Here is a 13,044-nt window from a genome sequence, read left to right as displayed (position 1 = left end):
CTGTAAGAGTGATAAACGTATGAAAAAGAACTTTACCATCAAAAAATCGTATATGACGACCGCCGCGCTGCTGGGCGCACTGCTGGCGCCGCAGGCACAGGCGGCGATAGCGCTGGACCGCACCCGGGTGATTTTCGACGGTAGCGAGAAGTCGGTCAGCCTGAACATCAGCAACCAGAACAAGCAGCTGCCGTACCTGGCGCAGGGGTGGCTGGAAGACGAACAGGGCAACAAGATTCAGAGCCCGCTGGCGGTGCTGCCGCCGGTGCAGCGCGTGGAGCCGGGTAAGCCGAGCCAGGTGAAGATCCAGGCGTTGCCGGTGGCCAAACAGCTGCCGCAGGACCGCGAGACGTTGTACTACTTCAACCTGCGCGAGATCCCGCCGAAGAGCGACAAGCCGAACACCCTGCAGATTGCGTTGCAGACGCGCATCAAGCTGTTCTACCGCCCGGCGGCCATAGCGCCGCAGCAGAATGCCGCGCCCTGGCAGGAGCAGCTGACGCTGGCGAAGCAGGGCGATAAGTACGTGGTGAATAACCCGACACCGTATTACGTCACTCTGGTGGATGCGGGCGCCAAAAAAGGCGTGGCGGGCGTGAAAGGCTTCGAGCCGCTGATGGTGCCGCCGAAGGGCAGCGCGCCGCTGGGCGTCAGCGCCGCCGCGTTGGGTGCCGGCCCGGTGCTGACTTACATCAACGACTACGGCGGCCGACCGCAGCTGACGTTTAACTGCAGCGGCAGCGCCTGCCAGGTGGCGCCGGAAAAGAGCAAGTCGTAACGCCGGCAACTGCGGCGGGTCATCGGGAGGAATAAAGATGCAATGGATGAGCGACAGACTGAGGAAACACCTGCCGGAGCGCCATGATTGGCATTATTACGGCGCTCTGGGCGGGTTGGCGCTGATGGTGCCGATCACTTTAGGTACCATGTTGTGGCTGCTGCCGGCGGCTCAGGGGCAAACGGCGGATAACTGGTACACCGACGGCGCCAACGGCGTATTGCAGGTGCGCGGCGCGTTGACGGAAAGCGCCTGCCGGCTGGAGATGGAAAGCGCCTGGCAGGACATCAGCCTGGGGGAGATCGGCACCGGGCGCCTGCAAAACGTCGGTGACCGCGGCATGCCGGTGGCGTTTGAACTGCTGCTACGGGACTGCCTGCGCAGCCCGGTCGGCAGCCGCGACTCGCGCACCGGCGCCTTAACCTGGGCTGACAACCAACCGGCGGTGACGGTGACCTTCCGCGCCGTGCAGGATGCGGACAATCCGCAGCTGATAAAAGCGCAGGGCGTTGCCGGGTTGGGCCTGCGTCTTGCAGGCGGCCGCGGTCAGGACGTGCGGCTGGGCAGCCGCGGTGAGCCGCTGCTGCTGACGCCGGGGCAGAATGCCCTGAGCTATAGCGTGGCGCCGGAACGCACGGAGGCCCATCTGGTAGCCGGAGCCTATCGCGCCACGGTGGATTTTAGCCTGAGCTATGATTGAGGAATCGAGGAACATGACGCACAAATTTAAGGCTGGTTGTTTCACCTCTTGGCGTAATGCGGCGATGTTTCTCCTTTGTGTGGGGATGTCGACACTGACCGACGCGGCCACCGTGACGGTCAGCGTTACGGTGCAGGTACCGCCGCCTTGTGTGATCAACGGCAATCGCACCATCGAAGTAGACTTCGGCGAGATCCTGACGGTTAGCGTGAATGGCAGCAATTATAAGAAAAGAGTGGATTATACACTGGAGTGTTCAGGCCGTAAGTCCAATGCCTTGCAGATGAAGATCCAGGGCAATGTGACCTCCTTTGATCCTACTGCGTTGCGGACTAACATCAACGACTTCGGCGTGGCGTTACACGCCAATGGACAGCCGCTTAATATTAATAGTTGGCTGAAGTTCACCTATTCGGATAATCAAACGCCGTTATTAGAGGCGGTGCCGGTTAAAAAAGCGGGCAAGACGCTGCCCGGCGGCGCCTTTACTGCCGGCGCTACCCTGCTGGTGGCTTATCAATGAGGAAGGCGGCGATGAAAAAGCTTGGCATGGTTTACCTTTTCCTGTTGGGTATCATGGCTCGAGGGGCGATGGCGGAAAACATGAGTTTTAAGGGAATACTGAGAGAGGATGTGCCCTGCGAGTTCAACGGCGGGCAGCCGATAAACGTCGATTTCGAGACGGTTGGCGTCAATAAAATAGATGGCGAGCGCTACAAAAAGTCATTTGCCGTTGATATAACTTGCCCCTCTGGTTTTGACGTTCCCTTTAAAATCAGCTACGTCGGTAAGCCGAGTGATTTCGATACCTCAGCGCTGGCGACCAATATCAACGGGCTGGGGATTAAGGCCCTGCAGCAAATCAATGGTGGTTTTTCCGATCTTGCCGTCGGTGGTTATATGGGGGGGGTTGGCAGCATTAAGCGTCATGTGACAGTGGTGCCGGTTAAGAGTCTCAATACAGTTCTAACTCCGGGTATGTTTAATGCGAATGCCTCACTCCGTCTTGAATATTATTAAATCGAATTCACGGTGAATAATAAAAACCATTCATACTATTAACCAGGAGATGGAGATGAAGAAGACTTTGCTGCCGCTGGCATTATTTTACATTAGCCATGCCTGTTGGAGCGCGGCGCCCACGGTAGCTGTCAACTATAGCGGCGTACTGGTGGCGGAGCCTTGCGTTATTGCCCCCGGGGAAGAAAATATTGAGCTGGATTTTGGCACGGTGATTGATAAATATCTGTATCTCAACCAACGCACGCCAGGGAAAGAGTTTTTTCTGCAACTAATGGAATGCGACTTAAGCCTTGGAGAAACGGTAAGCGTCTCTTTCAGCGGCACGGAAAGTGCTGTGCTGCCGGGGCTGCTGGCCATCAATAGCGGTGGAGCGAACGGGATCGCCATTGGTCTGGAAAATACCGTCGGGGAGTTACTACCCCTGAACCAGTCCAGCAGCAAATATCGGCTGCAGGCGGGCAGCAATATAATCATGTTTAGGGCCTATGTGCGTGGTGAGCCGGATGCTATAAAAAATAGAAGTATCGGTAGAGGAGTGTTTAGCAGCTCGGCGACATTTTTGTTGGACTATGAGTGAGTTTGACGATGAAATATGGCATGCAACAGCTGTTGGTTAATTATGTTAATGGAATTTTACAGATAGGGGTAATGTGAGGGTGATTATATTATTCAGTAAGCTATTTCTGATTTATCTTCTTCCGTTTTTAGCGAAAATGAGCAGGAGCGAGCGTTAGTATGCTGGCGACGTTCAGCCTGGTTTATGATTAGAGCCTATTTATGATTGAGTTTTATACAAATAATGCAAGAAGGTTCGTGATGGAATGGAAAACGATAAGATATTTAATATTTTTCGCTCTTGTTATGTCATTTTCTAGCATAGCCAGGGCTGCAGATGTGGAGTATCAAATCACTGAAGTAAAGGAGCAGATAATGATAGTGGCGAAAATAAAATCCCTGACGCTCCGTGATTTTAAGATACCCTACACGGAGGGGGATTCACGCTGCGGGAACGGTGACATGAGTAACCAGTGTATGATAATTCCTGAAGTTTCGTCTGAATCGGGTTCTTATCAGGTTCGTTCGATTATGTCGAAACCAAATGTTAATGTCTCTCAGGCAGTGGATGAATTTTCTAAACTAGGTTCTGTAACCATTTATATGCCTCTTGAGCGGTGGAGAAAGTATATTTCCAATCCTCCAGTATGCTTCAGTTTGAGGCTGTGGATAGCTAGTAGTGGAAGGGAAGGTGCTAGCTCTTGTAACGGGGGGTTGCCACCACTTCCAGTACCAGATCCAATATCATGTACCATGAATGATATTGAAATTCAACATGGCACAATTAACCTTTCGGATATCAATGGTCATCAGACGTCGAAATCTGCATTTATCAGTTGCAATGGTAATGGAACTGGACGTGTGACAGTCAATGTTAGTGCGATAAATAATGGGGTGATAATTCTTGATAATAATGGACATCTTAAATCACAAATCTATGTAAATGGAAAGGCAGGGGGGCAAAGTATGACAATACCTAACAATGGTTCGTCGATAAATATCATGTCCAAACTAACAGCGGACACCGAATTTGAATTTAATGGCCAGTTCAAAAAAAGCTCGACAATCGTTCTTAATATACTATAACGCTAGTAATCTAAGACTGGTTTCTATTTTAATGTTTTTTTAAATAAAATTAATTTTATACCGAAGCTTGGCGATCGAGGGTGCGCGGATACCAATATTCCCGTCTTGATATTGGGGTAGATAGTTGTCTTTTCTTCTCGGAGTTTTCAGTGGGTGTAACATTCAGCTTTAGGATTTTCAGAGTCTCTGCGATAACGCCAAAAGATGCATTTTAAATTTTTAAATCAAGCACGTAGATATGACTCGATTGCCTTATCCACTAGGAGTTATCAGGATGAATACCTTCAATATTGTAATCGATGACGAAAATTGCTATTTCGCAGAAGGCTTGCGGTTGGGTATTGAAATGCACGCGCAAAAAAACAGTAAAACTGTTTGCTTCTTAACCCCAGACGATGCGGATCAGCCCGATGTAGTGTTCACTTCTTCACTGCGGCGTGCTCAGCGCTGGCATAGGACAAACCATGCTGGCGCACCGCAGGTGATCGCAGTGAAAGAAAAGCCTGCTCTTGCCGCGAACGACGCGGCCGACGTGTTGTACCGAACGGACGATCGGAGCAAGCTGTTTGAGCTGTTGAACGAAGTGTTATCTGGCGGCGAGCCAATGCTCTACAGGCGTCAGCCCCTGACCCGCCGTGAACGGCAGGTCGTGGGCTATCTCCGCAGCGGGCTCGATCAATCGCAAACCGCCAGGCTGCTGGGGTTAAGCGTCAAGACGATTCATAGCCATAAACGCTCGGTAATGAGCAAGCTGATGTTAAACCGGCATCATGATTTTATTTATTGGCTGTTGTCTCAGGAGGAAGAATATTCTTAACATTAAAGAGGGATATCCTGTACGCCGTTTTTTGTTATTCTAGTGCCTCTGTCAGGCTGAAATTAGAATAAAAATCGCCAGGTAATCATTCAATCATTGATGATGTGGATTTTTATGTCGGCATAATAGCGTTGAAAATCGTTAAATCAATGCCGCAAGGCCTAATAATCGTTTTGTTAATGAGCAGGGATTAGTCCTGCTTTTTTCGGGCCATAAACTGAAGTGGCTTATGGGTTTTAAATAACAATTAATATTATGAATGTGATCTTTTGGGCACTGCACGGTGCCGAACCAAAGGAAGGTACAGTGGGTCTTTTTTATCTGGCGGTATTCCTGTTTTTTCTGAGCGTTTATTCGTTTTTTAAACACGAAAAGCGCATGAAGAAAAGGCGGTTAACGATAGGTAAGAAAGAACATTAGCGGCCGTAACGCCACGGGAAGCTGCCCGGCCGCATTATAGGGAAAATAAACCCATGTTGGGTTATTCAAATAAGGTGCAAGGAGAGGGATATGATGAAAAGAAACACCAAGTTACTTGGTTGCGCGTTGCTGATGTGTTCTCAGCTGTCTTATGCCGGCCTGGTGATCGAGGGCGGCATTAATGGCAACACCGGCAGCGGCGGCAGTTCTTCCGTTGATGTGAGCATTAACGGCAGCACCAATGGCAACAACGGCACCGGCGTGAACATTGGCGGCCAGAATGGCGGTTCGCAAAAGCCTGACTCTTCCGCCAGCCAGCTGCAAAAAGACATTTATGCGTCCATCTGCGCCAGCCCGTTTATGAAGAAATACGCCTCTATTTGCCAGTAAAGGCTGAATGTGAGCAAGCCCGCCATTATGGCGGGCTTGCTCTTCGCTTTGCCTACGGTAGGTATCTCAATCTCGCTGCTAAGGTTTGATATAGGCAATGCCCTTCTCGTCGTATAACGCGTAGATCATCCGCAACAGCGTACTGATATCCTCTGACTCATCCAGCAGCCGGGTGCTCATGATGATCGGGGAAACCAGGCGCTGCTCGTCCAATGCGTTGTAGACCACGTCCGGGCGCTTCAGGCTGTGCAGGCAGTGGGGCACCAGCGCGATGCCTTCGCCGGCGGCGACCAGCCCCAATGCGACCTGCAGCTCCCGCACCTCCATGATTTTTTTTGGGGCCAACGCCCGATCGTGAAATGTCGCCAGCACCAGATCGGCAAAGCTTGGGCGCGGCGCTTGCGGGTAAACGATCAGCGTTTCCGCCTGTAGGGCGCGCAGCGTTAATCCCTCCGAACGCGCCAGCGGGTGATCGGCCGCCAGGGCCGCCATCAGAGGCTCTTCGCGCAGGATAATGCGGCGTATATGAATATCCTCATGGCGAATGCGGCCGAATCCCACATCGATTTTCCCTTCCTTGAGCGCCCGGATCTGCTCCAGAGTAGTCATTTCATGCAGGCTCAGATCCACTTCGAGGTGGGTGGTTCGGAAACGGCGAATCAGCTGCGGCAGAATGTCATAGAGCGTTGAGGCGACAAAACCGAGCGACAGCGGGCGCTCGACTAGCCCCACGCGCTGGGTCATGGTCTTCAATTCGAGACTTTGCGGCAGGAATTGCAGCGCGTGCCCATAGAGAAAGCGCCCGGCCTCGGTCAGCACCAGCGGGCGGGATCCGCGTTCAAACAGCATCACCCCCAGGCCCGCCTCCAACTGCTGAATTTGCCGGCTGAGCGGCGGTTGGCTGATATGCAGCCGCTCAGCCGCTCAGCCGCTCGGCTGAAATTCCGCTCTTCCGCGACGGCGATAAAATAGCGTAAATGACGCAGTTCCACGATTATGCCTTTAAGGTATCAATACGATGCAAAATGGGTGTTAGACGAGCGGCGCCCACAGGCGATACCGTCGTGAAGGCAACTGAAAATATGCATTGGCAGCTCATCATAGGTGGTTTTTTCTTTTTACTAAAGAATAAGCTTCCCCAGCCAAATTTAACCCGTAGATATATAAATAGAACATATAAGTTCAACCTGTCATTGGGGCCTTATGCTGATATTTATGGTTGGCGCTAATTTCAAGACTAGGGGGGGGTATGTCGCAGAGTGATATTTACGCCGTGGATATCAACCAAATAATTGATAATGCAAAGCTGAATAATACGCACCGATTAACGGTTTTCTGGTGCGCTTTTATCATTGTTTTTGACGGTTTCGACCTTGCCGTGCTGGGGGGTGTGCTGCCCAGGCTAATGGCCGAATGGGGCATCACCGCCGCACAGGCCGGCCTGCTGGGCAGCTATACTCTGGTTGGCATGATGCTCGGTGCGATTTTTTTAGGCCCGCTCTCAGATAAAATAGGCAGAAAGAAGACCATTAGTTTGTGCATTATCACCTTCAGCTTATTTACTTTCCTTTGCGGCTTTAGCGCTAATGCCGGCCAATTCGGCTGGTGTCGTTTTATCGCCGGTATCGGGCTGGGGGGCGTTATGCCCAGCGTCACCGCCCTCACCAGCGAATATTCGCCGAAAAATAAACGGAGTCTGATGGTCGGGTTAATGTTTAGCGGTTATTCCATCGGCGGAATGCTCGCGGCGCTGTCAGGCATTTATTTGATTCCGCTCACGGGGTGGCAATCTATATTTTATATTGCCGTCGTGCCTCTCATTTTCTTGCCGTGGATGCTAAGCCACCTGCCTGAATCCGCTGCATTTCTGGTTAAAACCAGGCAGCATGACCGTTTAAAATATCTGCTGGAAAAGATAGCTCCAGACTACATCCATCAGCCGGGTACGGAGTTTATCAATCCGTCGGTGGCAGGAATAAAGCCGAGAAAGGCGACCCTGAAGGATCTGTTCGCCGAGCGCCGGGGCTTAAGCACCCTGATGTTTTGGCTGGTTTTTTTCATGTCGTTGTTTGTCATTTACGGCATGACCTCCTGGCTGCCCAAGCTGATGCTGCAGGCGGGTTACCCATTAGGCTCCAGCCTGTCGTTTCTGTTTACCCTGCACCTGGGGACCATTGCCGGAGCGCTGAGCAGTTGCTGGTTGATGGATAGGGTGAACGGAAGGCGTATTCTCATCGGCTATTTTTTGCTGGGGGCCGCCACTCTGCTGCTGCTGGGTATTCAGACGCCGATCCACCTGCTGTATTCGCTGTTGATTGTCGCAGGTGCAAGCACCATTGGTACGCAAATAGCGATGAGCTCTTATGTCGCCCGTTTTTATCCCGGAACCATGACTTCGACGGGCCTTGGCTGGGGCCTGGGCATTGGCCGCATCGGCGCGATCCTGGGGCCGTTCATTGGCGGTCTGCTGATCGATATGGATCTGACGCTGCAGCAAAACTTTATGGCTTTCGCGCTGCCGTCGCTGCTGGCGGCCGTCTGCCTGCTTTTCGTCAATCCGCGTCTGGCGGCATCCTGAAAATGCCATGGGGGATGGAGAGTCCGTACCTCAGAAAGCAAAAAACCCGCCATAGGCGGGTTCTTCTAAATAGGGCGACCGGACTCGGACAACCGGCCTTGCGCCGTGTTGAACAGCGCTTTAGCGCTGGCCCGCAGGGTGAGGTCTTCAGACCGAATAATCGAACGCAGTTCGATGAAGAGTCCGTACCTCAGAAAGCAAAAAACCCGCCATAGGCGGGTTCTTCTAAATAGGGCGACCGGACTCGGACAACCGGCCTTGCGCCGTGTTGAACAGCGCTTTAGCGCTGGCCCGCAGGGTGAGGTCTTCAGACCGAATAATCGAACGCAGTTCGATGAAGAGTCTGTACCCCAGAAAGCGAAAAACCCGCCATAGGCGGGTTCTTCTAAATATGGTGCCCGGACTCGGAATCGAACCAAGGACACGGGGATTTTCAATCCCCTGCTCTACCGACTGAGCTATCCGGGCAACGGGCAGCATTAAACCGTATTGGCCGGGGGGCGTCAACGGCTTTATGCATGAAATACCTGAAAACACGTTCGGTTGCTGGCTTTTCAGTCAAAGGGCATAAAAATACGCCCGCTCAGGCTGCTGCGGCATCCTGGCTGCGCCGCGCCAGGCCGTTGTTCAGCTTAACGCGCCGTTTCTGCGGCACTGCGCCACCTGCAAGATGTCCTCGGCCAGCCGTTTGGCGACCGATACGTCCTGGAGTTGGCGTTTTACCAGCAGTTTGCTCAGGCAGCCTTCCTGAATCAGTTCCATTTGCTGCGCCACCATGTCGGCGTCGTCGGCGTCCATGTCACGCAGCAGTTCGCGGGTCAGCTCGAGTGAGGTCAGCTTCTGTTGTTCCGCCAGTTGGTGAATCGGGTGATCCGTTTCCGGAAAGAAGCTGCAGGCGGCGATAAACAGGCAGCCGGGATAGCGGTCGTGCCGCACGTATTCCGCCAGCACGTCATAGCGCGCCAGCAGCTTTTGCTGTGGGCTCAGGTTTTCGTCCAGCAGCAGTTGGCGGCGCCAGGTGTCGATCTGTTGGCCGTGGTAGCGCAGGCAGTCGTACAGCAGCGCTTCGCGATCCGGCCAGAACCGTTTAAGATCGCCGGGCTGAACGTCGAGTTTTTCCGCCAGCATCTCTAATGTGGCGGTCGCCAGGCCCTGTTGTTCCAATAGGCCCAGCGCGGTATCAAGGACGTGTTCACGTTGCACTTGTGCTTCCTCCCATTCGCTTCCGATCTTCAGTGTCAGTTATCGCATCACTTTCTGCAAATGCGTGTTGAAAGCTTCTGCCTTCATAAAACCGGTGACCCGCTGTGCCGTCAGTTCCTGGCCTGCCGGATCGAAGAACAGGATGGTCGGCAGCCCCAGCACTTGCAGGTGCTTCAACAGCGCCGCCTGTTCCGCACCGTTGGCGGTCACATCCGCCTGCAGCAGCACCGCGTTGGCCAGGCTTGCCTGCACCGCGGCGTCGCTGAAGGTGTATTTCTCGAACTCTTTACAGGCCACGCACCAGTCGGCGTACAGATCCAGCATCACCGGCTTGCCCCGCGCCTGTTGCAGCGCGAGATCGAGCTGTTCGACGTTGTTGATGCGGGTAAAGGCCAGGTGCGGCTGAGCCGCTTGCTGCGCCTGGTCGGCGCCGAAAGCCCAGTCCTGCAGCGGCCGCGCGGCGATCACCGCCGCCGCCAGCAACAGCAGTTGTAGGGCGCGCGCCCAGCCGCGCGCGCTTCTCAGGCTCAGGGCGAAGGCCCAGCCGAAGAACGCCAGGCCGAGCAGGCTCCACAGGCGCAGGCCCCACAGATCGCCGATCACCCGCTCCAGCAGGAACACCGGCAGCGCCAGAATGACGAAGCCGAAGGCCTCTTTCACGTACTGCATCCACGGGCCGCTGCGCGGCAGCAGGCGGTTGCCGAACAGGGTGACGATCACCAGCGGAATGCCCATCCCCAGCGCGTACAGGTACAGCGTGCCGCCGCCGGCCCACAGATTGCCGCTCTGGGCGATATACAGCAGGATGGCGCTGAGCGGCGCTGTGGTGCAGGGGGAACAAATCAGCCCGGCCAGCGCGCCCATCAGGAATACGCCGGTCAGTGAGCCGCCGCGCTGGGTGTTGCTCCAGTTCGCCAGCCGGGTTTGCAGCGCCGAGGGCAGCTGCAGGGAATAGAGGCCGAACATCGACAGCGCCAGCGCGATGAACGGCGCCGACAGGCCGATCAGCACGTAAGGGTGCTGCAGCGCCGCCTGGAACTGCAGGCCGGCGGCGGCCACCACCAACCCGAGCAGGGTGTAGGTGAGCGCCATGCCCTGCACGTAAACCACCGCCAGCGCCAGAATGCGGCCGCTGCTTTGCGGCCGGTCGCGGCCGAGAATGATGCCGGAGATCAGCGGGTACATCGGCAGCACGCACGGCGTGAAGGCGATGCCGATGCCGATCAGCAGCGCCCACAGCGGCGAAAACGGCAGGCTGGCCGGTGCGGCGGGCGCTTCAGCCGGTACAGCCGCCGGGAGCGGCGCGGCTGCGGTGGCGCTGACCGCGTCCAGCGGGATAGTTCGGGTTTCCGGCGGATAGCAGAAGCCGGCCTCGGCGCAGCCCTGATAGGTGACGCTGAGGCTGGCGTTGGCCGCCGCCTGTTGCAGCGGCACCTGCAGATTAAGCTGCTGCTTGAAGATGGCGACTTCGCCGAAGAACTCGTCCTTGTGGCTCAATCCTTCCGGCAGGGTAAAGGCGCCGAGCGTAGCCTGCTGCGGCACCAGTTTGATCTGCTGACGATACAGGTAATAGCCGGGGCGGATCTGCCAGTTCAGCGTCACCTGGCTGCCTTGCTGTTTGAAATCGAAGGCGAAGGCCCGATCGACGGGCACGAACTGGCTGCCGCCCGTCGGTGCGAACAGCGAAGCCTGCGCCGCCTGCGGCAGGAAGCACAGGCTGCACAGCAGCAAAATCAGTTTAATGAAGCGTTGATCCATAACAGGTAGTCTTTATCTCCGGCCATCACCGGCAATACCAGCAGCTCAGGCGTCTGGTAAGGGTGATGTTGTTTCAGGGTGTCGAGCAGGGCCTGCTGACGGCGGCGATCGCTTTTGAACAGCATCTGCACTTCGTATTCCTGTTCCAGTTTCCCTTCCCAGTAATACAGCGAGGTGGCGCCGGGCAGCAGCGTGGCGCAGGCCGCCAGCTTATCGCCCAAGACTCGCGCCGCCAGTTCCTGGGCGCTGGCTTCATCGGGTGCGGTACAGAGTATGACGACAGCTTCGCAATCAGACATCTTCAGCCCTCTCATCGGTTCGAATGGGCACTATACCCTGAAGGCGGATTGGCTAGAAGGCGAGTTTATCGCCAGAAAGAAAACCGGGGCCGCAGCCCCGGTCGAAGCGTTACAGCATGACGCTGCCGAGCAGGAAGCCGAAGAACACCGCGAAAATCACGCCCATGGTGCCGGGAATGAAGAACGGATGGTTGAACACGAAGCGGCCGATGCGGGTGGTGCCGGTATCGTCCATCTGCACTGCGGCGACCAGCGTCGGGTAGGTCGGCAGGATGAACAGGCCGGAAACGGCGGCGAAGGAGGCGACGGCGGTCAGCGGCGACACGTTCAGCGCCAGCGCCATCGGCATCAGCGCCTTGGCGGTGGCGGCCTGCGAGTACAGCAGCGCCGAGCAGAAGAAGAAGATCACCGCCAGCAGCCACGGGTGCGCCTGAATGACGCTGCCGGCCATCTCTTTGATCCAATCGATGTTGGCCTGGACGAAAGTATCGCCCAGCCAGGCGACGCCGAGGATACAGATACAGGCGCTCATGCCGGCCTTGAAGGTGCTGGAGTTCAGCACCATGTCGGTGTCGACGCGGCACAGCAGGGTGGTCAGCGTGGCGACGCTCAGCATGATGATCAGAATGGCGTTGGTGGTGTTCATCAGCGGCTTGGTCACCAGGCCCAGGCCCGGGCTGTTGATGATGGCGTAGGCGACCACGCACAGCACGCCGAGCAGGAACAGCAGCACCGAGGTTTTGGCGCGCGGTTTGATCGCCAGCGCGTTGTTGCCGCGCAGGGTAATCAGGCCCTCCTCCAGGCGTTTCAGGTACACCGGATCGTTAGACAGCCTGGAGTCGAACAGCCAGGTCACCAGCAGCGACATCAACAGCACCGCGCAGAAGGTGGACGGGATCACCACCATCAGCAGGTGCAGGTAGCTGACGCCGTGGCCTTCCATCACCGAAGACATGTACACCACCGCGGCGGAGATCGGCGAGGCGGTGATGGCGATCTGGGCGGAGACCACGGCGGTCGACAACGGGCGGCAAGGCTTGATGCCCTGCTCTTTCGCCACCTCGGCGATCACCGGCAGCGCCGAGAGCGAGATATTGCCGGTGCCGGCGAAGATGGTCAGAAAGTAGGTGACGATAGGGGCGAGAATGGTGATGTGCTTGGGGTTCTTGCGCAGCAGTTTTTCGGTCTGCTGCACCAGGTAGTCCATCCCCCCGGCGACCTGCATGGCGGAGATCGCCGCAATCACCGCCATGATGATGGAGATGACGTCGAAGGGAATGTTGCCCGGTTTGACGCCGATCAGCGCCAGCGCCAATACGCCCAGTCCCCCCGCGAACCCGATACCGATACCGCCCAATCTGGCCCCTAAAAAGATGGCCAGCAGAACGATAACCAATTCCAAGGCTAGCATAGTGTTTACTCCTTAAAATGAGATTT

Annotated in this window: 14 protein-coding genes and 1 tRNA gene; 9 read left to right on the top strand and 6 right to left on the bottom strand. The window is 55.5% G+C overall.

Annotation, left to right across the window (positions count from 1 at the left end; all coding sequences use genetic code 11):
• Positions 1–19: 19 nt before the first annotated feature.
• The 8 genes from L085_RS02440 (at position 20) to L085_RS02410 (ending at position 5,769) form a co-directional block, all read left to right on the top strand.
• Complete coding sequence (locus L085_RS02440; RefSeq protein WP_044029921.1) at positions 20–778, top strand: fimbria/pilus periplasmic chaperone; 759 nt, start codon at positions 20–22, stop codon at positions 776–778.
• Between the two features lie 37 nt (positions 779–815).
• The gene (locus L085_RS02435; protein WP_044029920.1) at positions 816–1,478 is read left to right on the top strand and encodes a fimbrial protein; all 663 of its coding nucleotides are present in this window, start codon (positions 816–818) and stop codon (positions 1,476–1,478) included.
• A gap of 13 nt (positions 1,479–1,491) precedes the next feature.
• Complete coding sequence (locus tag L085_RS02430; RefSeq protein ID WP_044029919.1) at positions 1,492–2,001, top strand: fimbrial protein; 510 nt, start codon at positions 1,492–1,494, stop codon at positions 1,999–2,001.
• A gap of 11 nt (positions 2,002–2,012) precedes the next feature.
• A complete protein-coding gene (locus tag L085_RS24100; protein WP_158499080.1) occupies positions 2,013–2,498 on the top strand; it encodes a fimbrial protein in 486 nt (161 codons plus the stop codon).
• A gap of 55 nt (positions 2,499–2,553) precedes the next feature.
• Positions 2,554–3,078 carry a fimbrial protein gene (locus L085_RS02420; RefSeq protein WP_044029918.1) on the top strand — a complete coding sequence of 175 codons (525 nt, stop codon included), beginning with the start codon at positions 2,554–2,556 and terminating at the stop codon, positions 3,076–3,078.
• A 239-nt stretch (positions 3,079–3,317) separates the two neighbouring features.
• Positions 3,318–4,142 carry a hypothetical protein gene (locus L085_RS25155; protein WP_144240644.1) on the top strand — a complete coding sequence of 275 codons (825 nt, stop codon included), beginning with the start codon at positions 3,318–3,320 and terminating at the stop codon, positions 4,140–4,142.
• A gap of 274 nt (positions 4,143–4,416) precedes the next feature.
• Positions 4,417–4,959, top strand: a complete 543-nt coding sequence (locus L085_RS02415) for a LuxR C-terminal-related transcriptional regulator (protein ID WP_044029916.1) — start codon at positions 4,417–4,419, stop codon at positions 4,957–4,959.
• Positions 4,960–5,469: 510 nt separating this feature from the next.
• Entirely contained in the window at positions 5,470–5,769 is a 300-nt protein-coding gene (locus tag L085_RS02410) for a hypothetical protein (protein ID WP_044029915.1), read from the top strand.
• Between the two features lie 78 nt (positions 5,770–5,847).
• Here L085_RS02410 and L085_RS02405 read toward each other — a convergent pair whose 3' ends face one another.
• The gene (locus L085_RS02405) at positions 5,848–6,618 is read right to left on the bottom strand and encodes a LysR substrate-binding domain-containing protein (RefSeq protein ID WP_255347253.1); all 771 of its coding nucleotides are present in this window, start codon (positions 6,616–6,618) and stop codon (positions 5,848–5,850) included.
• Positions 6,619–7,018: 400 nt separating this feature from the next.
• Between L085_RS02405 and L085_RS02400 the strand changes: the two genes are divergently transcribed.
• Positions 7,019–8,347 carry an MFS transporter gene (locus L085_RS02400; RefSeq protein ID WP_044029913.1) on the top strand — a complete coding sequence of 443 codons (1,329 nt, stop codon included), beginning with the start codon at positions 7,019–7,021 and terminating at the stop codon, positions 8,345–8,347.
• Positions 8,348–8,739: 392 nt separating this feature from the next.
• On the opposite strand, the gene L085_RS02395 is transcribed toward L085_RS02400, so the two are convergent.
• The 5 genes from L085_RS02395 to L085_RS02375 form a co-directional block, all read right to left on the bottom strand.
• A tRNA-Phe gene (locus L085_RS02395) sits at positions 8,740–8,815 on the bottom strand.
• Positions 8,816–8,974: 159 nt separating this feature from the next.
• Entirely contained in the window at positions 8,975–9,550 is a 576-nt protein-coding gene (locus L085_RS02390; protein ID WP_044029911.1) for a transcriptional regulator, read from the bottom strand.
• 39 nt (positions 9,551–9,589) lie between these two features.
• Complete coding sequence (locus tag L085_RS02385) at positions 9,590–11,308, bottom strand: protein-disulfide reductase DsbD (RefSeq protein WP_044029910.1); 1,719 nt, start codon at positions 11,306–11,308, stop codon at positions 9,590–9,592.
• Entirely contained in the window at positions 11,284–11,607 is a 324-nt protein-coding gene (gene cutA, locus L085_RS02380; protein ID WP_004929657.1) for a divalent cation tolerance protein CutA, read from the bottom strand. Before cutA ends, L085_RS02385 begins: the two co-directional genes overlap by 25 nt.
• Positions 11,608–11,716: 109 nt before the next feature.
• Positions 11,717–13,018, bottom strand: coding sequence for an anaerobic C4-dicarboxylate transporter (locus L085_RS02375; protein WP_044029908.1), 1,302 nt, complete (start codon positions 13,016–13,018; stop codon positions 11,717–11,719).
• Between the last annotated feature and the right edge of the window lie 26 nt (positions 13,019–13,044).

This window comes from Serratia sp. FS14 (assembly GCF_000695995.1).
Lineage (GTDB): Bacteria > Pseudomonadota > Gammaproteobacteria > Enterobacterales > Enterobacteriaceae > Serratia > Serratia nematodiphila.
The sequence above is the reverse complement of the archived record's forward strand: the minus strand, read 5'-3'. Positions and strand labels throughout refer to the sequence as shown.

What these genes read in the sequence shown, in the direction of transcription:
- L085_RS24100 (WP_158499080.1), top strand. Translation starts at nt 2,013, where the DNA reads ATGAAAAAGCTTGGCATGGTTTACCTTTTCCTGTTGGGTATCATGGCT.
- L085_RS02385 (WP_044029910.1), bottom strand. Translation starts at nt 11,308, where the DNA reads ATGGATCAACGCTTCATTAAACTGATTTTGCTGCTGTGCAGCCTGTGC.
- L085_RS02400 (WP_044029913.1), top strand. Translation starts at nt 7,019, where the DNA reads ATGTCGCAGAGTGATATTTACGCCGTGGATATCAACCAAATAATTGAT.
- cutA (WP_004929657.1), bottom strand. Translation starts at nt 11,607, where the DNA reads ATGTCTGATTGCGAAGCTGTCGTCATACTCTGTACCGCACCCGATGAA.
- L085_RS02420 (WP_044029918.1), top strand. Translation starts at nt 2,554, where the DNA reads ATGAAGAAGACTTTGCTGCCGCTGGCATTATTTTACATTAGCCATGCC.
- L085_RS02415 (WP_044029916.1), top strand. Translation starts at nt 4,417, where the DNA reads ATGAATACCTTCAATATTGTAATCGATGACGAAAATTGCTATTTCGCA.
- L085_RS02435 (WP_044029920.1), top strand. Translation starts at nt 816, where the DNA reads ATGCAATGGATGAGCGACAGACTGAGGAAACACCTGCCGGAGCGCCAT.
- L085_RS02430 (WP_044029919.1), top strand. Translation starts at nt 1,492, where the DNA reads ATGACGCACAAATTTAAGGCTGGTTGTTTCACCTCTTGGCGTAATGCG.
- L085_RS02410 (WP_044029915.1), top strand. Translation starts at nt 5,470, where the DNA reads ATGATGAAAAGAAACACCAAGTTACTTGGTTGCGCGTTGCTGATGTGT.
- L085_RS25155 (WP_144240644.1), top strand. Translation starts at nt 3,318, where the DNA reads ATGGAATGGAAAACGATAAGATATTTAATATTTTTCGCTCTTGTTATG.
- L085_RS02405 (WP_255347253.1), bottom strand. Translation starts at nt 6,618, where the DNA reads ATGCTGTTTGAACGCGGATCCCGCCCGCTGGTGCTGACCGAGGCCGGG.
- L085_RS02375 (WP_044029908.1), bottom strand. Translation starts at nt 13,018, where the DNA reads ATGCTAGCCTTGGAATTGGTTATCGTTCTGCTGGCCATCTTTTTAGGG.
- L085_RS02440 (WP_044029921.1), top strand. Translation starts at nt 20, where the DNA reads ATGAAAAAGAACTTTACCATCAAAAAATCGTATATGACGACCGCCGCG.